General features: G+C 57.9%; 20 protein-coding genes. 12 read left to right on the forward strand and 8 right to left on the reverse strand.

Going from position 1 to position 18679, the window contains the following annotated elements; translation table 11 throughout:
* Positions 1-21 precede the first annotated feature (21 nt).
* On the forward strand, positions 22-453 hold the full coding sequence (locus QMZ29_RS13600) for a hypothetical protein (RefSeq protein ID WP_147822982.1): 432 nt from the start codon (positions 22-24) through the stop codon (positions 451-453).
* Here the strand turns inward: QMZ29_RS13600 and cynR are convergent.
* Positions 377-1327 (reverse strand): transcriptional regulator CynR, encoded by a 951-nt coding sequence (gene cynR, locus QMZ29_RS13605; RefSeq protein ID WP_197769717.1) that lies wholly within the window; start codon positions 1325-1327, stop codon positions 377-379. The two genes, QMZ29_RS13600 and cynR, sit on opposite strands and share 77 nt — an antisense overlap.
* 114 nt (positions 1328-1441) lie before the next feature.
* Here cynR and QMZ29_RS13610 point away from each other — a divergent pair, with 114 nt between their 5' ends.
* From QMZ29_RS13610 to QMZ29_RS13625, 4 genes are all read left to right on the forward strand, one after another.
* Positions 1442-2095, forward strand: a complete 654-nt coding sequence (locus tag QMZ29_RS13610; protein ID WP_147822981.1) for a carbonic anhydrase — start codon at positions 1442-1444, stop codon at positions 2093-2095.
* A gap of 19 nt (positions 2096-2114) precedes the next feature.
* Positions 2115-2585 carry a cyanase gene (cynS, locus tag QMZ29_RS13615; RefSeq protein WP_049203430.1) on the forward strand — a complete coding sequence of 157 codons (471 nt, stop codon included), beginning with the start codon at positions 2115-2117 and terminating at the stop codon, positions 2583-2585.
* A gap of 233 nt (positions 2586-2818) precedes the next feature.
* Complete coding sequence (locus tag QMZ29_RS13620; RefSeq protein ID WP_004939031.1) at positions 2819-3076, forward strand: YjhX family toxin; 258 nt, start codon at positions 2819-2821, stop codon at positions 3074-3076.
* A 62-nt stretch (positions 3077-3138) separates the two neighbouring features.
* On the forward strand, positions 3139-3645 hold the full coding sequence (locus tag QMZ29_RS13625) for a GNAT family N-acetyltransferase (protein ID WP_049203428.1): 507 nt from the start codon (positions 3139-3141) through the stop codon (positions 3643-3645).
* 32 nt (positions 3646-3677) lie between these two features.
* Here QMZ29_RS13625 and QMZ29_RS13630 read toward each other — a convergent pair whose 3' ends face one another.
* Both QMZ29_RS13630 and QMZ29_RS13635 read right to left on the reverse strand, forming a co-directional pair.
* Positions 3678-4175, reverse strand: coding sequence for a P-loop nucleotide/nucleoside kinase family protein (locus QMZ29_RS13630; protein WP_147822980.1), 498 nt, complete (start codon positions 4173-4175; stop codon positions 3678-3680).
* 169 nt (positions 4176-4344) lie between these two features.
* A complete protein-coding gene (locus QMZ29_RS13635) occupies positions 4345-5241 on the reverse strand; it encodes a LysR family transcriptional regulator (protein ID WP_197832881.1) in 897 nt (298 codons plus the stop codon).
* 132 nt (positions 5242-5373) lie between these two features.
* Here QMZ29_RS13635 and QMZ29_RS13640 point away from each other — a divergent pair, with 132 nt between their 5' ends.
* The gene (locus tag QMZ29_RS13640) at positions 5374-6105 is read left to right on the forward strand and encodes an isochorismatase family protein (RefSeq protein WP_089195680.1); all 732 of its coding nucleotides are present in this window, start codon (positions 5374-5376) and stop codon (positions 6103-6105) included.
* 31 nt (positions 6106-6136) lie between these two features.
* Here the strand turns inward: QMZ29_RS13640 and QMZ29_RS13645 are convergent, their stop codons facing one another.
* Complete coding sequence (locus QMZ29_RS13645) at positions 6137-6484, reverse strand: antibiotic biosynthesis monooxygenase family protein (RefSeq protein WP_197764722.1); 348 nt, start codon at positions 6482-6484, stop codon at positions 6137-6139.
* 174 nt (positions 6485-6658) lie between these two features.
* Here QMZ29_RS13645 and QMZ29_RS13650 point away from each other — a divergent pair, with 174 nt between their 5' ends.
* The 5 genes from QMZ29_RS13650 (at position 6659) to QMZ29_RS13670 (ending at position 12388) form a co-directional block, all read left to right on the forward strand.
* On the forward strand, positions 6659-7342 hold the full coding sequence (locus QMZ29_RS13650; protein WP_049208883.1) for an ArsR/SmtB family transcription factor: 684 nt from the start codon (positions 6659-6661) through the stop codon (positions 7340-7342).
* A gap of 74 nt (positions 7343-7416) precedes the next feature.
* Positions 7417-8124, forward strand: a complete 708-nt coding sequence (locus QMZ29_RS13655) for a glutathione S-transferase N-terminal domain-containing protein (RefSeq protein WP_060447550.1) — start codon at positions 7417-7419, stop codon at positions 8122-8124.
* Positions 8125-8254: 130 nt separating this feature from the next.
* On the forward strand, positions 8255-9682 hold the full coding sequence (phoA, locus tag QMZ29_RS13660; protein ID WP_282981059.1) for an alkaline phosphatase: 1428 nt from the start codon (positions 8255-8257) through the stop codon (positions 9680-9682).
* Positions 9683-10143: 461 nt separating this feature from the next.
* Entirely contained in the window at positions 10144-11724 is a 1581-nt protein-coding gene (gene mqo, locus QMZ29_RS13665) for a malate dehydrogenase (quinone) (RefSeq protein WP_261423918.1), read from the forward strand.
* A gap of 205 nt (positions 11725-11929) precedes the next feature.
* Positions 11930-12388 (forward strand): helix-turn-helix domain-containing protein, encoded by a 459-nt coding sequence (locus QMZ29_RS13670; protein WP_025302117.1) that lies wholly within the window; start codon positions 11930-11932, stop codon positions 12386-12388.
* A 75-nt stretch (positions 12389-12463) separates the two neighbouring features.
* Here the strand turns inward: QMZ29_RS13670 and QMZ29_RS13675 are convergent, their stop codons facing one another.
* From QMZ29_RS13675 to QMZ29_RS13690, 4 genes are all read right to left on the reverse strand, one after another.
* Positions 12464-13504, reverse strand: a complete 1041-nt coding sequence (locus tag QMZ29_RS13675) for a fimbrial protein (RefSeq protein WP_016928480.1) — start codon at positions 13502-13504, stop codon at positions 12464-12466.
* A gap of 11 nt (positions 13505-13515) precedes the next feature.
* Positions 13516-16131, reverse strand: a complete 2616-nt coding sequence (locus QMZ29_RS13680) for a fimbria/pilus outer membrane usher protein (protein WP_049295263.1) — start codon at positions 16129-16131, stop codon at positions 13516-13518.
* A 27-nt stretch (positions 16132-16158) separates the two neighbouring features.
* On the reverse strand, positions 16159-16842 hold the full coding sequence (locus QMZ29_RS13685; RefSeq protein ID WP_019454457.1) for a fimbrial biogenesis chaperone: 684 nt from the start codon (positions 16840-16842) through the stop codon (positions 16159-16161).
* A gap of 66 nt (positions 16843-16908) precedes the next feature.
* Positions 16909-17436 (reverse strand): fimbrial protein, encoded by a 528-nt coding sequence (locus QMZ29_RS13690; RefSeq protein ID WP_004939088.1) that lies wholly within the window; start codon positions 17434-17436, stop codon positions 16909-16911.
* Between the two features lie 514 nt (positions 17437-17950).
* On the opposite strand from QMZ29_RS13690, the gene QMZ29_RS13695 reads away from it, so the two are divergent.
* Complete coding sequence (locus tag QMZ29_RS13695) at positions 17951-18667, forward strand: EAL domain-containing protein (RefSeq protein WP_016928483.1); 717 nt, start codon at positions 17951-17953, stop codon at positions 18665-18667.
* Positions 18668-18679: the final 12 nt, after the last annotated feature.

An 18679-nucleotide genomic window follows, 5' to 3' on the forward strand; every position in this document is an offset into this window, starting at 1 on the left:
TTCTGACAGGGAAGCCTTACCATGCCACACCTCTATAACACCGCACTGCTGATCGGCGCCGCGCTGAGCACCATCGCCGCCCTGCTGCATATTTGGGTGATCGCCGCCGGGCCGCGCGGCTATCGGCTGTGCGGCGCCGGCGATCGCTTCATTAAGGCGGCGGAAGCGGGTAAAAAGTTCCCGGCCGTCGTCACCGCCGGTATCGCGCTGGTTCTGTTTATTTGGGCGCTGTACGCGCTGTCCGGCGCGGGCCTGATCGTGCCGCTGCCGCTGCTGCGGCCCGCGCTGTTTATCATCACCTTTATCTACCTGCTGCGCGGCGTCGCCGGCCCTTTCGCCCTGCGTGATACTGGCCGCAGCCAACGCTTCATCGTCGTCAGCTCGCTGATTTGCCTCGGCTTCGGGCTGGTGCATCTGCTGGGGATGACGCAGCGCTGGAGTGCGTTGGCGTAACGCCCTGTTGCTGCAAAACGGCGATAAACGCCTGCGCGGCGGCGCTGCGGTAAGCGCCTTTGCGCTGCAGCCATACCGCCTGTCGCACCGGCATGGCGTTGGCCAACGCCACTTTTTTCAACTGCCGGTTCTCGCGCGCAATGGCGGCTGGCAGCAGCGTGGCAAGCTGCCCGCGCCGCACGATCTCGACGATGGCGCCCAGCGCATTGGCCTCCACCGCCACCTGCGGCCGAAATCCCAACTGTGTGCAGTAGCGATCGATAAACTGCCGCGTGGCGAAGTCGCCACTCAGCAAAGCCAGCGGCAGATGTTGCCACTCCGCCAGCCTCAGCGGACGGCGATGCGCCGCCAGGGGATGATCGGCGCCGACCATCAGCTCCAGCGTCTCGCTGAACAACGGCGTGGCTTCTACCTCCGCCGACTGCGCCATCTCGAAGGCGATCCCCAGGTCCAGCCGATCCTGCGCCAGCAGCGCCTCGATCCGCTCTTGCGCCATCTCCTCAATGCTCAGGGTAATCCCCGGGTAGCGGCGGTAGAACGCATCGATCGTCGGCCCCACCAGATAGGCGGTGAAGGTTGGCGTCATCGCCAGCCGCAAATGGCCGCGCGCCAGCGTCGCCACGTCATGGATCGCCCGCGCGCCGGCGCCCAAATCCTGCAGCGCCAGCCGCGCATAGCGCATCCACGCCTCACCGGCGTCGGTCAGGCGCACGGCTCTGCCACTGCGATCGAACAACGGCGCTCCCAGTGCGTCTTCCAACTGCTTGATCTGCTGGGACAACGTCGGTTGCGAGACGTGCAACGCTTCGGCGGCGCGGGTGAAGTTGCCCTGTTCGGCAACGGCCAGAAAATAACGGATGTGTCGCAGCAGCATAGCGCCCCAGCTATTAGTAAAACCTATAGCCAGCATTATAAATGGGTCTTAGACCCTATAGCCAGAAGCGTTCATCATGCCGCCATCGCATAACGACACCCAATGGAGAAACGGATGAAAGAGGTGATTGAAGGCTTCCTGAAGTTCCAGCGCGAAGCCTTTGTTGAACGCACGGCGCTGTTTCAGCAGTTGGCGACCCGCCAAAACCCGCGCACCCTGTTTATCTCATGTTCCGACAGCCGCCTGGTGCCGGAGCTGGTCACCCAGCGCGAGCCGGGCGATCTGTTCGTGATCCGCAACGCCGGTAACATCGTGCCTTCTTTTGGCCCCGAACCCGGCGGGGTGACCGCCTCGGTCGAGTACGCCGTCGCTGCGCTGGGCGTAGAAGACATCGTGATCTGCGGCCATTCCGACTGCGGCGCGATGACCGCCATCGCCACCTGCCAGTGTCTGGATCACCTGCCGACGGTCGCCGGCTGGCTGCGTTACGCCGATTCCGCCAAGGCGGTCAACCAGGCTTATCCGCACACCTCCGACGCAGCCCGGGTCGCATCGATGGTGCGCGAAAACGTCATCGCCCAGCTCAACAACATCAAAACGCACCCTTCCGTCGCCCTGGCGCTGGATCAGGGCCGCCTGGCGCTGCACGGCTGGGTCTATGACATCGCCAGCGGCGCTATCGAGGCGCTGGACGGCGAAACCCGCCGCTTCGTGCCGCTCGCCACCCATCCCGAGGTGACCGCCACCCCGGCGATCGCCCGTTTTTAAGCCCACAAAAGGAGTCAACATGACACACTCTCTGCACAACACCGCCCCGCGCGAAGCGCTCACCGACACCATCATGGCCGCCAAGATCCGCCATAATCTGACGTTCGAAGCGCTGGCCGAGGGCACCGGTCTCAGCCTGGCGTTTGTCACCGCCGCCCTGCTGGGGCAGCATGCGCTGCCGGAACCGGCGGCGCGCACGGTAGCGGCCAAGCTGGGGCTGGACGAAGAAGCGGTGCTGCTGCTGCAAACCATCCCGCTGCGCGGCAGCATTCCCGGCGGCGTGCCAACCGATCCGACCATTTATCGCTTCTATGAAATGCTGCAGGTTTACGGTTCCACGCTGAAAGCGCTGGTGCACGAGCAGTTTGGCGACGGCATCATCAGCGCCATCAACTTCAAGCTGGATATCAAGAAGGTCGCCGATCCCGAAGGTGGTGAACGCGCGGTGATCACCCTGGACGGCAAATACCTGCCAACCAAGCCTTTCTAATTGGCCTTTCGCCGGCGGCCCGCGCTGCCGGCAAATTGACAGCCAACCTGCCATTGGCTACATTAACTGCGCTTAAACGCCGCCCTGGCGTTTTTCACTGCCCGAGGCCTGTATGTTGGAGATTGTAACCACCCGATAGTCGCTTCCTTGCCGTATGGCGAGGGACTCTGACGTATCCGACGCGCGTTTGCGCGGGGATGCGCGTATCTGGGGTTATTACAGGATCTCCCAACATGAACATTTCCAAAGCGGAACAACGCGTGCTGCACGTGTTGGCCAAAGGCGGCTATATCGCCTTCACCCGCAACGACGCCGGTCGCGTCACCCACGTCGAATGCTACACCCGCGAAGGGCTCGGCCTGGCCGACTGCTCGCTGGCCGTCTTCACCAAGCTCAAAACCAAACGCCTGATCCTCTCTCGCCAGGGGCGCCCTTATCGCGTCACCTTCGCCGGGCTCAAGGCCGTGCGGGCGCAGCTGGATAACCGTTAATCATCGATACCGGCCGGGCAGGCAGCCCGGTCGGCACAGCCTTATTTAATCAGGATACAACCATGAACATCACGTTACGCCACGAAACGCCGGCCGACGTCGGCGCCATCGCCACCCTGACCGCCGCCGCGTTCCTGCATGCCGAGCACAGCAGCCACACCGAGCAGTTTATCGTCAGCGCGCTGCGCGCGGCAGGCGCTCTCACCCTGTCGCTGGTCGCCGAGCACAATGGCACACCGATCGGGCACGCGTCCGTCTCGCCGATCGTGCTCAGCAACGGCGCCGCCGGGTGGTACGGGCTGGCGCCGGTGTCGGTGCTGCCGGCCTATCAGAGCCAGGGGATCGGTAGCCGGCTGATCCGCCGGCTGCTGGCCGAGCTGCAGGAACGCGGCGCCGCAGGCTGCGTAGTGCTGGGCGATCCGAACTATTACGGCCGTTTCGGCTTCCAGGCGCAGTGCGCGCTGGCCCTGCCGGGCGTGCCGCAAGACTACTTCCGCGCCATCGCCTTCCAGGGCGCGCTGCCGTGCGCGGAGGTCACCTTCCACAACGCGTTTAACGCCGAAGCCTAACCCTGTTGCCGGCGCCGTCATGGCGCCGGTTTTCAGTCCTGTTCGCCATAACGCAAGATAGTCATCCCTTCCTCTTCCGCCGGGGGAACAAAGTACTGCGCCAGGCGCTCAAACTCCGCTTCGCTCAGTGTAAACGGGTGCTCGCCGCGCGCATTTCTCAGCGTTATCCTGCTCAGGCACTGCGCATGGCTGACATCGAGAAAGTGCAGGCAGTGTGCGACGCCGGCCTCCTCCGCCAACGCTTTGGCCCAGCGCCGCCTGTCCGGCGTATTCATCGGAAAATCGAGCGCCACGGACCAACCGCCGCGCAGCAGCTGAAAAAGGTGCCCGCCCAGCGCCCGCCGTAACCGTTCGGAACAGCGCGCATAGTCTTGCAGGCTGGCCATTTCCTGTTCATACAGCGTCGCCAGCCATGCATCTTCGACCAGCAACAGCGTTTGCGGCCGCTGCGCCAAACGCTGCGCCAGCGTCGATTTGCCTGCGCCGGCCTTGCCGCACATCAGGTGTAAAACTGCAGGGTAGGTTTGCATGACGTTCTCCGGTCGTTGCCGGAAGGGGATAATAAAAACCCGCCTGCCGGCGGGTTTTTATTGGCGACACACGCGCTATCCCACCCTTTGGAGACGGGTGATAATAATTAGCGCGAATGAGCGGTAGGATTTTTTCATAGCTAATGAATATGACAACCGTGCGCCGTTGTCAATTCGCCGTCATCAATCCCTGTTCTCGCACAAACTCGGTGAATAAACTCACTTTCTGCTGCAGATGCCGGCGCGTCGGGTAAACCGCGAAAATCTGATGCACGTCGGCAATCTGTTCAGGGAACAGCCGCACCAGCCTGCCGGCGGCGATCTCGGGATCCGCCACGAACGACGGCAGCGAACCGATACCCAGTCCCGCCACCAGCATATCCCGCAGCATCAGGCTGTTGTTGGCGATCAGCCGGGGAGTGAACGCCACGCTCAGGCTCTCCTCGCCGGCGGTGAACTGCCACTGCCCCGGCCTTTCCGCCAGGGAATAGGCCAGACAGCTGTGCCGCTGCAATTCATTGGGCGTTTGCGGCACGCCGTGCTGCGCCAAATAGCCGGGCGCGGCGCAAATTCGCTGGTGCACGTCACCCAGCGCCCGGGCGCTGAGGGAAGAATCCGGCAGCCGTCGGCGAATGCGCAAGGAAATATCGAAACCGGCCGCCACTACGTCCAATACCCTGTCGTCCAGCGTCAGTTCCACCTGCAGCTGCGGGTAGCGTTGCATAAACGGCGGCAGCAGCGGCGACAGCACCGTCAGGCCGAACGAGAGCGGCGCATTGACCCGCAGCGTGCCGGAGACCTGCTGCGCGCTGGCGGCAACCGTTTGCTCCAAGGCGTCGAACTCGCCGAGCAGCCGACAGGCTTCCTGGTAATAGAGCTGCCCGGCTTCGGTCAGGCTCATGCTGCGGGTGGTGCGCACCAGCAACAACGTACCCAATCGGCTCTCCAACTGCTTAATCTGCTTGCTCAACGCCGCCGGCGTGATCGCCAGATCCTCCGCCGCCTTATAGAAACTGTTGCGCTCAACCACGCGGCGAAAGGCGCGCATCGTCAGTAGCACGTCCATATTATGTCCTATTGGTTAATTATAAATTCAATAAAACACAGATTATTAACCTCAACAACCTCAGTAGACTTCATTCAACCGCTTCCCTGAGTGGGAAGTGAATTTAATCTACTGATAATCATGGAGTTAATAATGAAAAAGACCCTAATCGCCCTGATGCTCGGCCTGAGCGCCGCCGCCGCCCCCGTCGCCGCGCTGGCGCAATCCCCCGCCGCCGATAGCCGCCAGGCGGGTTATGTGCAACCGCTGACCGCCGACAACAGCCTGTTGCTGCTGGTCGATCTGCAGGACATGTTCGGCATGACCATTTCCTCTATCGATCAAACCAATCTGGTGAATAACGCCGCCGGCATCGCCAAGGCCGCCAAGGTGTTCAACGTGCCGACCATTCTGGCCTCGGCCAACGCCAAAAGCTTCGCCGGGCCGGTATTCCAGCAAGTGACGCAGGCACGCCCGGACCTGCAGGTGTACGATCGCACCGCCATCAACGTCTGGCAGGATCGGCGCGTGGTGGATCTGATTAAACAATCCGGCCGCAAGAAAATCATCATCGGCGGGCTGTGGACCGCCAGCTGCGTGATGCTGCCGGCGCTGTCAGCCCTGGGCGAGGGGTATGAGGTTTATATTCTGTCGGACGTCACCGGCGACATTACGCCAGATAGCCAAAACAACGCCATGCAGCGCCTGATACAGGCGGGCGCCACCCCTATCAACTGGGTGGCGTTGATGCTGGAATGGCAGCAGGACTGGAGCCGCAAGGCCACGGCGGGGGGCGTATTGCAGATCGCCCGCGACCACGGCGCCGCCTGGGGAATGGGCGCCAGCTACGCCGGAGCGATGAAGGTGGGCAGCGAAGCGAAATAGCGGACGAAAGCCCGCCGCCGGCGGGCTTTTTTCAGGTGCGATGATAGCAACGGCTATCCTGCGGCGCCTGGTCGCGTCTCTCCAGCCCGTAGTCCCGCACCACCTCCGCCACCCGCAGCCGGTACTGCGCCAGCACCTCGCCACGGCCGCGCGCCTGTGCCGCGCGATGCTGCTCGAGATTGCGCCACTGCTGCACCGCCGCCTCGTCACGCCAGAAAGAGAGCGACAGCAGGCGCGCAGGATCGGCCAGGCTTTGAAAGCGCTCGATGGAAATGAATCCGTCGATCTGCGCCAGCAGCGGCTTCAGCTCCGCCGCCAGCGTCAGATAGGTATCGCGCCGCCCATCGGCGGCCTGCAGTTCAAAAATCACGGCGATCATTATCGTCTCCTCTCACGGTAAAATTCCGGTACGCACGCATGGTAAGAATGGCGCCACCGCACCGATTCCAACGCCCGCTCATCAATATCAAGCGAACGCAGACGCACAGCACCAGAGTGCGATAACCACAGACTAACGATGGACGCGCAGCCATACTTCGTCTAACCTCGAAGTATGCATAACATCGACATTGAAGATCGTTTAGCGGCGCTGAGCGCCGCCATCGCCGACCGCACCCGGGCGCGCATGCTGTGCCTGTTGATGGACGGGCGCGCCTACACCGCCACCGAGCTCAGCGCGGCGGTCGAGGTTGCCCCGTCCACCGCCAGCGCGCATCTGGCGAAACTGCTGGAGCAGCGGCTGATCGCCTGCGTCAAACAGGGGCGCTATCGCTATTTCCGGCTGGCCGGTCAGCCGGTGGCCGACGCACTGGAAGGCCTGATGGCGCTGGCGGGCGTACCGCGCCCGTCGGTGAAAAGCAGCACGCCCACCACGCTGCAATATGCTCGCACCTGCTACGACCATATGGCGGGCGAGGTAGCGGTGAAGCTGCACGATCGGCTGCATGCGCTGAACTGGCTGGCCGGTGAAGAAGACTACCGATTAAGCGACGCCGGTCAGGCCGCGCTGACGCGGCTGGGCGTCGATTGCTCCCCCGCGCCCACTCGCCGCCGCTTCGCCTGCGGCTGTCTGGACTGGAGCGAGCGCCGATCTCACCTCGGCGGCGCGCTGGGCGCCGCGCTGTTGGCCGCCTTTATCCAACGCGGCTGGATCCTTCGCCGGCTCGACAGCCGCGAGCTGCAGCTGACCCCCGCCGGTAAAAAAGCGCTGGCCGCACATTTTGACCTCACGGTGTAACCCGGCGACAGGGTAGTTTTACTGCAATACTCTAGGGGTACGCTTAAGCGACCCCGCCAACCCGAGGAGTTTCCATGCTCGATTCCACCCAATTCCCAATCGTCAAACGCTGGCCGGCTCAGCATCCGGAATGGCTGCAGCTCTACTCTCTGCCGACGCCGAACGGCGTCAAAGTCTCCATCATCCTGGAAGAGATCGGCCTGCCTTATGAAGCGCACCTAATCGACATCGGCAACAACGAAACCTGGACGCCGGAATTCCTGGCGCTGAATCCGAACGGCAAGATCCCGGCGATCATCGATCCCGACGGCCCCGGCGGCCGGCCGCTGCCGCTGTTCGAATCCGGCGCCATTCTGCTCTACCTGGCGGAAAAGAGCGGCCGCTTCCTGCCGCAGGATCCAGCCCAGCGTTATGAAACCATTCAGTGGGTGTTCTTCCAGATGGCCGCCGTCGGCCCGATGTTCGGCCAGCTCGGTTTCTTCCATAAATTCGCCGGGCGCGAATATGAAGACAAGCGGCCGCTGGAGCGTTACAAAAACGAATCGAAACGCCTGCTTGGTGTGTTGGAAACGCGCCTGGAGGGCCGTGACTGGATCATGGGCGCAGACTACACCATCGCCGATATCTCGCTGCTGGGCTGGGTGCGTAACCTGATCGGCTTCTATGAGGCCCGCGATCTGGTGGAGTTCGACAGTTTCCCGCGCGTCGCGCAGTGGCTGGAGCGCGGTTTAGCGCGGCCGGCGGTGCAGCGTGGGCTCGCTATCCCGGCGCGCGCGGCCTGATCGTCACACGGGATGGCCGTCGGACCGTCCCGTCTTTCATTGTCATAAAATTGTCATCCCCCTGCTCTACTCTCCTTTCGTAACAATTTGATGTTATTTACATTGTTGTATTACGACAAGGAGCTTACCCATGCAACCTGCTGTATCCCTGATCGCCGGCGCCGTGCTGTCCGCCCTGCTCTGTTCCTCCGCCATCGCGGCGGAAACCTCGGCCAATGCCGATGGCCTGACCGAGCGCGCCGCGCGCGGCCCCCTCACCGAGCCGGGCGGCGCCCGTCGCCTGGCCGGCGATCAGACCGCCGCGCTGAAGGCGTCGCTGTCGGACAAAACGGTGAAAAACGTGATCCTGCTGATCGGCGACGGCATGGGGGATTCCGAGATCACCGCCGCGCGCAACTACGCTGAAGGCGCAGGCGGTTACTTCAAGGGCATCGACGCCCTGCCGCTGACCGGGCAATACACCCACTACTCGCTGGACAAGAAAACCCACAAGCCGGATTACGTGACCGACTCCGCCGCCTCGGCCACCGCCTGGGCCACCGGGGTGAAAACCTATAACGGTGCGCTCGGCGTGGACGTGAACGGCAAAGACCAGCCAACGCTGCTGGAGATCGCCAAGGCGGCCGGCAAGGCCACCGGCAACGTCTCCACCGCCGAGTTGCAAGACGCCACGCCGGCGGCGCTGGTGTCGCACGTCACCTCGCGCAAATGCTACGGCCCGGAAGAAACCAGCGAGAAATGTGCCGCTAACGCGCTGGAAAACGGCGGCCGCGGCTCGATCACCGAGCAACTGCTGAAAACCCGTGCCGACGTCACGCTGGGAGGCGGTGCGAAGTCCTTCAACCAGCTGGCGAAAAGCGGCGAATGGCAAGGAAAATCGCTAAAGGACCAGGCGGCGGCACAGGGTTATCAGTGGGTGAGCAACGCAGATGAACTGCAGGCCGTTACCCTGGCCAATCAGCAAAAACCGCTGCTGGGCCTGTTCGCCGACGGCAACATGCCGGTGCGCTGGCTGGGGCCGAAAGCCAGCTATCACGGCAACCTCGACAAGCCGGCGGTAACCTGTGAAAACAACCCGGCGCGCACCGCGGCCACGCCAACGCTGGCGGCGATGACCGACAAAGCGATCGCGCTGCTGAAAGACAACCCGAACGGCTTCTTCCTGCAGGTCGAGGGGGCGTCGATCGATAAGCAGGATCACGCCGCCAACCCGTGTGGGCAGATTGGCGAAACCGTCGATCTGGACGAAGCGGTGCAAAAAGCGCTGGCCTTCGCTCGCGCCGACGGCAACACGCTGCTGATCGTCACCGCCGACCACGCGCACTCCAGCCAGATCGTCGCCGCCAACGCCAAAGCGCCGGGCCTGACCCAGATGCTGATCACCAAAGACGGCGCACCGATGACCCTCAGCTACGGCAACTCGGAAGAAGAGTCGCAGGGGCATACCGGCACTCAGTTGCGCGTCGCGGCCTACGGCCCGCACGCCGCCAACGTGGTGGGATTGACCGATCAGACCGATCTGTTCTTCACCATGCGCGATGCGATGGGCATCAAGTAACCGCCTGCTGAACGATGGCCGCTCGCAACGGCGGCCATTTATTATTGGTTACCGATAGGTATTTGCAATTTAACCGCAATTATTGTGTGATAATGAAATAACGTTTAATTGCGCGACAATTAACCCCTGAAAATAACGCGGTTATACGGCCTTTCTCCCCTCTCTGTTTATTCCTGCGACAGCAACCGCCCTATTTTTGCTTATATTCATTTTTTTTAGTTACAAAAGTAGTTTTTAACATTCTCGCAAACAATAATACCCCGCCAGTAACGTGAACCGATCAATTTGCATCCGGACGGCCTGCAATAGTTCACTTTTCGTTAAATACCCTATTAACAAAAAGGCATTATCGCTGCCTATCGGCTCACGCCGGGCGGTCGGCTTCATTATTTTCCAGGGTAACTCCCGCTAAATTCTTTCACCTGCAATGAGTAGAATTTACACACAAGAGATTTAATTCAATGAGAAAATTACTCGTCCTGATTTTCAGTCTCAGCCTGTTTAGCGTTACGCAGCAGGCGGCAGCTGAAGAGAAGAATAAAACCGTCGACGTGGTGTTGATCGGCGGCGGCATCATGAGCGCCACTTTGGGTACCTATCTGCATGAGCTGGAGCCGACCTGGACCATCGACATGTACGAGCGCATGAACGGCGTGGCGGAAGAGAGCTCCAACGGCTGGAACAACGCCGGTACCGGCCACTCCGCCTTTAGCGAAATGAACTACACGCCGGAAAAAGCCGATGGCACCATCGACATCAGCAAGGCGGTGAAGGTCAACGAGTCTTTCGAAATCTCTCGCCAATTCTGGTCTTATCAGGTGAAAAACGCTGTCCTGAAAGATCCGAAATCCTTCATTAACAGCGTGCCGCACATGAGCTTCGTGTGGGGTGACGACAACGTCAACTTCCTGCGTAAACGCTACGCGGCGCTGCAGCACAGTACCCTGTTCCGCGGCATGGAATATTCCGAAGACCCTGCGCAAATCAAGCAGTGGGCGCCGCTGGTGATGAACGGCCGCGATCCGGCGCAGAAAATCGCCGCGACCCGCATGCCGCTGGGTACCGACGTCAACTTCGGCGTGATCACCCACCAGTTGGTTGACGCGCTGAGCGCCAGCGACAAGTTTAAGCTGAACCTGAGCCACGAAGTGCGCGACATTAAGCGCAACGCCGACCAAACCTGGAGCGTGACCGTTGCCGCTCTGAACCGCGACGGTAAAGAAACCACCGTTAACGCCAAGTTCGTGTTCATCGGCGCAGGCGGCGCGTCCCTGACCCTGCTGCAGAAATCCGGCATCCCAGAAGCCGACGGCTACGGCGGCTTCCCGGTCGGCGGCCAGTTCCTGGTCACTACCAACCCGGCGATCGCCAACCAGCACCTGGCCAAAGTGTATGGCCTGGCCAGCGTAGGTTCGCCGCCGATGTCCGTGCCGCACCTGGATACCCGCATGCTGGACGGCAAGCGCGTGCTGCTGTTCGGGCCGTTCGCCACCTTCTCCAGCAAGTTCCTGAAGAACGGTTCGCTGTTCGATCTGATGCACTCGCTGAGCACCTCGAACCTGATGCCGATGACCCACGTCGGTCTGGATAACTTCGATCTGGTGAAATACCTGGTCGGCCAGCTGATGATGAACGACGACGATCGCTTCGCCGCGTTGAAAGAGTACTTCCCGGACGCCAAGCAGGCAGACTGGAAGCTGTGGACCGCAGGCCAGCGCGTACAGATCATCAAGAAAGACGCGGATAAAGGCGGCGTGCTGCAGTTCGGCACCGAAGTCGTCAGCTCTGAAGACGGCAGCATCGCCGCTCTGCTGGGTGCTTCGCCGGGCGCTTCTACCGCTGCGCCGATCATGCTGCATCTGATGGAAACCGTGTTCAAAGACAAAGTGGCGACGCCGGAATGGCAGAGCAAGCTGAAAGAGATCATCCCGTCTTACGGCCACAAGCTGAACGGCGATATCGAGATGACCAACAAGATCCGCGGTTACACCAGCAGCGTGCTGGGTCTGAACTACATTGAAGTGAAACCGGAAACTAACTGATTTTCCATCGCTTCCTACTGATAAGGCCGCTTTATGCGGCCTTTCTTTTATCCCCCTGCCGTTCAAAGAGCATTTTTGGCCACCTTTTTACCCCCGGTTTACCCTTGCGTAACGGCGCACTCACGCCTATTATCAAAGTATATTCTTGGATAATTAAGCTAAGTCACTGTGACCTGAATGTCGTTTTTGCGGGAGAACTAAAACCATGGATCGCGTCAATATCATTCACGATTTACTAGACTGGATTGAAACTCATCTGGACCAACCGCTGCTGCTGGATAACGTCGCCGCCAAGTCGGGCTACTCCAAATGGCACCTGCAGCGCATGTTCCGCAGCACCACCGGCCACGCGCTCGGCAGCTATATCCGCGAGCGGCGCCTGTCGCAGGCGGCGCAGGCGCTGCGCTCCACCCCGCGTCCGATCCTGGATATCGCCCTGCAATACCATTTCGATTCTCAGCCTTCGTTCTCACGCGCCTTCAAGAAACAGTTCGGTAAAACCCCGGCGGTATATCGCCGTACCACCCGCTGGGATGTTGCGGAGTGGCCGGCACAGCCGATAGAGGCGCAGGCTGAATCGCACCATGATGCCCCCACGCTGCCACGCTGGTACGCCGGCAAACCGCCGGAAGGCGTTTGCACCAGTTGGATGGGGCTGCGTTAACCAGCGCGGTATAAGGCACAAAAAAGGGTTCAGTTTGCGAGAACTGAACCCTTTCTTTATTGACCAGGCACCGAATTATTTGAAGGTGACGTCAATATTCGCCGATGCGCTGAACGGCCCCACTTTCGGGTTGGTGCTCAACCATTTCAGGCTGGCCATAAAGTTCTTTTCAACGATGGTGCCGTTAACCAGACCCAGATCGACCGGGCTGTTCATCATGATCGGCGTATTCGGTGTCGCCGCCTGCGAGATCAAAATACCGAAGCCGCTGTCGCTGGTCGGCAGGATCACGCTGTTATCCTGCAGCGGATAAGTGCTGCTGAAGCTGGCCTGCAACGTCTCCCCCTGGCAGTCCTGTCCAGTCGTCGGATCGGACATATTGGCGGCAACCGAGAACGGCACCTGTTTCTCGATTTTACCCACCACCGCATTCTGACGCGGGATAGTGCCGAAATTCACCGTCGAACCGTTGTTGGCCACCACGGTAATTTTTGGGTTGCAGGAAATAAACTGAATGTTGCCCAGCCCGGAAATGTAGGCGTTAAAGTTGCTGTTCGGCGTGCCGTTCAAGCCGCCGACGCCATCAACCTGAAATACCGAGTACGAGTTGTTGTCGTTGATCTTGCCACCGGCCGGCGGCGCCTTGCCGGTTGCTTTAATATAGATGGCGTAAGACACGGTTACCGTCAGCGATCTGGCCGGAGACAAACAACGGCTGCCCGAACGGCGGCATTCCGTGCCGGGACCGACGTCCTGACGCGCACCTTTTGTTGGTTTGACATCGATCCCCTGATAAGTGACACCCACTTCGATCGAATTATGGATCTGACTCATCCGGGACTGCGGATCCCAGTACAGGTAGGCATTTTCCCCTTTAGGGTTGTTCCAGTCATCGGTACATTGGAAGGTCGAGGTAAAGGTCTGCGAACGCCACAGCAACGCGCCCGGCGCGGTATTAGCGGTCGACACCTTGATGGCTTTATCCAGCACGATATCCTGGCGAATGCTGCCGTTCTGCTTACATGACAGCGCATAGCTGCTCTGCGAAAACGCGCCCAGCGTGACCAGCAGCCCAGCCGCCAACCCGAGATTCTTATGCTTTAACAAAGAAGACATATCCTTTCCTTTTACGGTTTTCCGCAGGTCAGCGAAAGTTCCTGATAACCCATCAGCTGTTCGGTCGCCGCTTTCAATTCCGGCACTACCAGTGAGCAGCTTTCGCCCGCGTCGTTGCCCCATTTCACCAGCAGGCGATCCCCTGCAGAAGCCCCTGAAATATAAATATCGCCGTTGGTACCGACAGTACCGTTATTCTTGCCGTCCGCACTGAAGACGTTGGCGCCAATCGGCGGTACGCTGCCGTCGGCCATCTTGCTGTGTACCAACAGACTTTGGCCCGTGTGCGTTTCAAACTTCACGCGGGTGATTGCACCGTAAGTCGGCACCACGTCTCTCGCCGCCATAGGAATATCCAGGCCGTTGCCGATATCTTCGGTGCGCAGCGCCACACGGTTATGGCGGTATGGCGACGCAGAGGTCATCACCGCGTAACCGAAGCGGTCGATGGCGACACCCGGTTGGTTTTCGATACGAACGCCCTTGGCGTCTTTCGCTTCCACCAGCACAAACGTATTCTGCAGCGGCTGGGTCAGTGTCACGCCGCCGGAATGTGCGACGATGCCGCCCGCCACGCCCAACGAAGACTGCTGATAATCTTTGCTGTAGCTATAACCAGCATTGATGGTCCCCATGCTGCCCTGATAACCGACGTTGGCCGAGCTGGTTTGGCCCGAATAACGATCATGACCGCTTTGTACCGCGTAGTTCAAGCGGTTGTCATCCAGTGCAGTGCCGCTCAGGCCGGCGCTGTAGGTATTGCCGCTCTGCTTGCTGTGGCCGGCGTTGAAGCTGGCAGTCATGTCCGACGAATCCTTGCTGAAGAAGCTGAAAGGAATCGATACGGTCAGGTTGACGCTGCGGTCTTTATAACCGTAGTTGCTGCGGCTGTCCTGATAGAAGACGCCATAGCTGATATTTTTATAGCTGCTGTTGAAACCGGTTTGTACGGTACGGTCTTCGCCGGATCCGCCCCAGTAAGACTGGTTGCTGAGGTTGGCGTACAACGTCGAGCTACCGGCGATGCGCTGGTTGACAGACAGCTCAACGCGCTGGCGTTTGTTGTTGAAACGGCTGGTGTAATAGCTGCGACGGCGAGATTCCGCCCAGTCCGGCACGCCCAGGTTGCGATCGTTTTGATCGTAGTAATCGTTACGGTAATAACCGTTCTCATAGCGTTCGCGCTCGGCCACCGCATCGGAGAAATCATAATAGCCGGAGGTCGAGTAACGGTAACCGGCAATGCGGAATTCCGTCCCCCAATCGTTGAGTGACTTGGAATACAGGAAACGGAAACTCTCCCCTTGTTTGTCATCGCCGTTCACCAGATTGGTGTCGGAATAGGACATATCAAAGGAGACAGCCCCCCAGTTCCCCAGGTTTTTACCGAGGCCCACGACCGCTGAACGGTAGTTTTCCGCCACCAGCACGCCGCCGTATGGCGTGATGTCATACGCCATGCCGTGCGACAAGGTGCCTTGGACAAACTTGGGCTGATAGCGGCTGGTGCCGTCGTGGTATTTACCAGCGGTCAGCTGATAGTTCCAAATCCCTTCGCGCAGCATGTTCGGCACCGAGGAGAATGGCACGACGAAAGAGGTTCTCGAACCGTTGGCTTCGATGACCGTCACATCCAGGTTACCGCTCAAGGTGCTTGGGAAAATGTCCGTCAGCGCAAACGGCCCTGGCGGCACGTTAGTGCTGTAAATGGTATAGCCGTTCTGACGCACTTCAACGCGCGCGTTGGTCGTCGCCACACCGCGCACCACCGGCGCATAGCCGCGCTGGCTTTCCGGCAGCATGTCGTCGGCGCTGGACATCTGCACACCGCGGAACTGAATGCTGTCGAAAACGTTGTTATTGGTGTTGGTCTGGCCGATCACCAGACGGCTGCGCAGAGAAACGATGTCCGTTTCCGCCCAGCTGGAAATGTTCTTCCAATGCGTACCGGCGCCCGACTGTTGGTTCAACGTCGAGTTGTTGCGCAGGCGCCAATCGCCAATATTGAGGCCGTTGTTAAGGCTCAGGAAGTAATAGTCGGAAGTCTTGTCGTTCTGGTTGTTGCCGTAGCGGTTATGAGTGCCGCTAAAGTTATAGTTAACAAAGCCGGCGTTGATGCCGCGATCGTAAACTTTCGGTGAAATGGCGCCTTGCGGACGCGGGATCAAAAACACCTGCGGCACTTCCAGATCCATACGCTGTACGGCGGCGTCATAGTTCAGCTTGGCGCCAGAGATCTGCTGCGGCAATGCGTAGCATTGCTCGGCACCTGCGGTGGTCAGATCGCCAGGCAGCTTTACGCCATAATCCTGATAGTCCGCCGCCGTCAGGCATGGCGCTACCGGAGAGTCCTTGGATTCTTTCTTGAACTCGATTTCACGGTGATCGATACGCTGCCCGTTGAGATAGATATCAAACGGATATTTACCCGGCAGAATATCATCCCCGCTGGCCAAAGACGCCACCTGAGCGATATTGTCATCGCCATGGATGAAGGAAGTGTTGAACTGCTCCTCCGCCATGGCCATATGTGAGAATGAAAAAGGCACAGCAGAAAAATAAATTACACCATTAATCAGCTTCACCAAACGTTTTGGCGCGAGGGTTGTTATTCTTTTGTGTGCCATTTCTTTCATTCCTTGAAGTGCTTCAAATCAATTCAGTGCGACGTTTTTAATCTCGGTGTGACCGCCATAGTCGTTGATATAGGTAAACGACATAGTGTTGGCTGATTGCGCCCCCTGAGGCAGGGAAATACGCAGGCTGTCGTGTGGCTTGACCATGTCGGCGTTCACTTTCCAGCTTTTACCGCCGCTCTTGAGGTTCAATACGCCCAGCGTGACGAACAGCGGGCCATCGTTGGTCACGACCAAGTTCCCGCCCTGGCGCGTCCATTTCAGCGCTTCTGCCTGCTGCTGCAGGTTGGTTTTCAACGAATCCGGGCGGTAGAACAGCTTGATACGAGTACGGATCGCCACCTGCAGCACGTTATCTTGCTTAGGCGTTGGCGGAATTTCCTGTACGTTAACCCAGAGCAGAGATTCTCTGTCCTGCGGCAAACCGCTGCCGGAATAAATAAAACGCAAAATGGCGTCTTTCTTGGCAGCCAGCTTCAAAATGGGTGGTGTCACCACGATCGGCAAATTCTTAGGCATCTGGCTTGCGTCGCCAGTATCCAGCCAGGTTTGCACCATGTAGGTATCGTCGCTGTCATTGCTGATTGAGAGCGATGCGGATTTACTTGCACTGTTATAGATGACACGCGTCGCATCAACCTGAATGCCGGCAAAGGCATTAACAGAGAATGCGAATAAAATACCAGTCAGAATTTTTTTCATCGGAATGTCTCAACTCTCAAAATTTAGCCATCCTTGGCCAATAACTCTATCTATCCTGCCAGCGAATTATTTGTATTCGATGGTGAAGGTAGCGTTAGAGTTTGCCTGACCGGCAGTTACCAGATCCTGGAAGGATTTGTAACGAGCGCGCAGGTTGAAAGTCGCAGCGCCTGGGTTATCGCCATCAGCAGCAACAGTTACGGTAGCTGGGGTAGCCACTTCCTGAGAGATTGGCAGAGTAGAACCGTTGTTATCCAGAATTTCAACGCCAACGCCAGTTGCGCCGCCAGTTACAGCCAACAGCTCTGGGTGGCCAGCTGGAGTGTTACCGTCGAAACGCAGGGTGTAGTTACCCGCTTCACATTTCTCCAGGCTAATATCGAAAGCTTTAGCACCGCTGGTAGAACCGGCAGTTGGGAAAGCGGTGGTAGGATATTTACCCAGGTAAACTTCTTTATTCTGGTCTTTATCAACAACTTTACAGGTGGACTGTACAATTTCACCGGTGAATTTAACGTTGCCGTTTGCTGCCATTGCGTTGGAAGCAGTTGCAGACAATACCAGGGCAGCCAAAGGCAATAATACTTTTTTCATTTCCAGCTCCATAGAACAATAAAATAATCGATTCAGTGGCGGGCTTATATATATATTGCCGCCACTGAGCATACACTCAGCGATAGCACTCCCTTGCTGAAAAGGAGCGTTGCCTCGATGAACTCATTGCCGGACGAAATATAGACTAAGCATATTCTTAATGTTAAATCGTTTAAAACATTCATAAGGCCCCTCTTGATAGGAATAAACTATCGGCGGATACCTATCGATCGATGTTGACGATTCATATGAATAGGAATAATCTGTGTTTGGGAAAGCTGCAGAGTTCAAGATTTTGCATTAAGGCCTGAAAATCAGAATATTATCCCGAATATTTACATTTAGTAACAGATTGCGACGTTTGGAATTTGGCACGAATTACGCGTTAAATGGTCTGTCGACACGCTTCGGCCATTCTGACGTTTTAAATAAGAAATTTACCAATAAACCTGGAGTAACTTTCTTTTTAAGCATTTAAAATCAACAAGTTAAATATCAATCCAAGGATTGGGAAATGAGCGGTTCTTTCAGAGAGAAAAATAACGGCATTAATTATGTTTTTCAGCCAATGTTCGCGAAATCGGGACAATTGCTGGCCGTTGAATGTCTGTCTCGCTTTACGTTTAATAGCGAATACGCCCATTTTTCTCCTGAACAGTTCTTTCGTCACGCCGACAGCGCAACCCGGATTGAGATTTTGATGGATCAGATCAATCTGATCGATAAATACAAACACTGGTTTCATGAAAACCAAGTGATAGCCACTTTGAATGTTGACGATTATTCCCTGCAATCGCTGGCGAATACTCACTTTGCCGAAAGAATTAATGCCCTGCGCTGTATTCATTTTGAGATCAGCGAGAATTCAACCCGGCTGGTGAAAGATCGCGTGCACGGCGATCCGTCATTGAATAGTTATTCATTTTGGCTCGATGATTTTGGTTCTGGCTATGCGGGTTTTTCCGCGTTGTACAACAGCCAGTTCCGCTTCGTTAAGCTCGACCGTTTTCTGCTTTGGGACTTCATGAAAAAGTCCGGCGGCGAGGGCTTGATGCGCGCGTTACTGCGCTTTTTTTACCTTAATCATTACAAGGTAATTATCGAAGGAGTTGAAACTCCCGAACACAAGAAATGGCTGGATGAAATGCCATATTACGCACTGCAGGGAAAGCTGTGGAAGGAATCCAGCATCAAGGATTTGAACTCGCTTCTTACAGCTGAATACTTTTAACTCGGTATTGGT

Origin of the sequence: Serratia sp. PF-27 (assembly GCF_030053255.1) — a bacterium.
GTDB classification, from domain to species: domain Bacteria; phylum Pseudomonadota; class Gammaproteobacteria; order Enterobacterales; family Enterobacteriaceae; genus Serratia; species Serratia bockelmannii.

Bases quoted from the DNA above. Each gene is read 5' to 3' on its own strand.
- QMZ29_RS13680 (WP_049295263.1), bottom strand. From the start codon at position 16,131: ATGGCACACAAAAGAATAACAACCCTCGCGCCAAAACGTTTGGTGAAG.
- QMZ29_RS13695 (WP_016928483.1), top strand. From the start codon at position 17,951: ATGAGCGGTTCTTTCAGAGAGAAAAATAACGGCATTAATTATGTTTTT.
- QMZ29_RS13640 (WP_089195680.1), top strand. From the start codon at position 5,374: ATGAAAAAGACCCTAATCGCCCTGATGCTCGGCCTGAGCGCCGCCGCC.
- QMZ29_RS13635 (WP_197832881.1), bottom strand. From the start codon at position 5,241: ATGGACGTGCTACTGACGATGCGCGCCTTTCGCCGCGTGGTTGAGCGC.
- QMZ29_RS13690 (WP_004939088.1), bottom strand. From the start codon at position 17,436: ATGAAAAAAGTATTATTGCCTTTGGCTGCCCTGGTATTGTCTGCAACT.
- QMZ29_RS13600 (WP_147822982.1), top strand. From the start codon at position 22: ATGCCACACCTCTATAACACCGCACTGCTGATCGGCGCCGCGCTGAGC.
- QMZ29_RS13675 (WP_016928480.1), bottom strand. From the start codon at position 13,504: ATGTCTTCTTTGTTAAAGCATAAGAATCTCGGGTTGGCGGCTGGGCTG.
- cynS (WP_049203430.1), top strand. From the start codon at position 2,115: ATGACACACTCTCTGCACAACACCGCCCCGCGCGAAGCGCTCACCGAC.
- mqo (WP_261423918.1), top strand. From the start codon at position 10,144: ATGAGAAAATTACTCGTCCTGATTTTCAGTCTCAGCCTGTTTAGCGTT.
- phoA (WP_282981059.1), top strand. From the start codon at position 8,255: ATGCAACCTGCTGTATCCCTGATCGCCGGCGCCGTGCTGTCCGCCCTG.
- QMZ29_RS13685 (WP_019454457.1), bottom strand. From the start codon at position 16,842: ATGAAAAAAATTCTGACTGGTATTTTATTCGCATTCTCTGTTAATGCC.
- cynR (WP_197769717.1), bottom strand. From the start codon at position 1,327: ATGCTGCTGCGACACATCCGTTATTTTCTGGCCGTTGCCGAACAGGGC.
- QMZ29_RS13670 (WP_025302117.1), top strand. From the start codon at position 11,930: ATGGATCGCGTCAATATCATTCACGATTTACTAGACTGGATTGAAACT.
- QMZ29_RS13610 (WP_147822981.1), top strand. From the start codon at position 1,442: ATGAAAGAGGTGATTGAAGGCTTCCTGAAGTTCCAGCGCGAAGCCTTT.
- QMZ29_RS13630 (WP_147822980.1), bottom strand. From the start codon at position 4,175: ATGCAAACCTACCCTGCAGTTTTACACCTGATGTGCGGCAAGGCCGGC.
- QMZ29_RS13655 (WP_060447550.1), top strand. From the start codon at position 7,417: ATGCTCGATTCCACCCAATTCCCAATCGTCAAACGCTGGCCGGCTCAG.
- QMZ29_RS13620 (WP_004939031.1), top strand. From the start codon at position 2,819: ATGAACATTTCCAAAGCGGAACAACGCGTGCTGCACGTGTTGGCCAAA.
- QMZ29_RS13645 (WP_197764722.1), bottom strand. From the start codon at position 6,484: ATGATCGCCGTGATTTTTGAACTGCAGGCCGCCGATGGGCGGCGCGAT.
- QMZ29_RS13625 (WP_049203428.1), top strand. From the start codon at position 3,139: ATGAACATCACGTTACGCCACGAAACGCCGGCCGACGTCGGCGCCATC.
- QMZ29_RS13650 (WP_049208883.1), top strand. From the start codon at position 6,659: ATGCATAACATCGACATTGAAGATCGTTTAGCGGCGCTGAGCGCCGCC.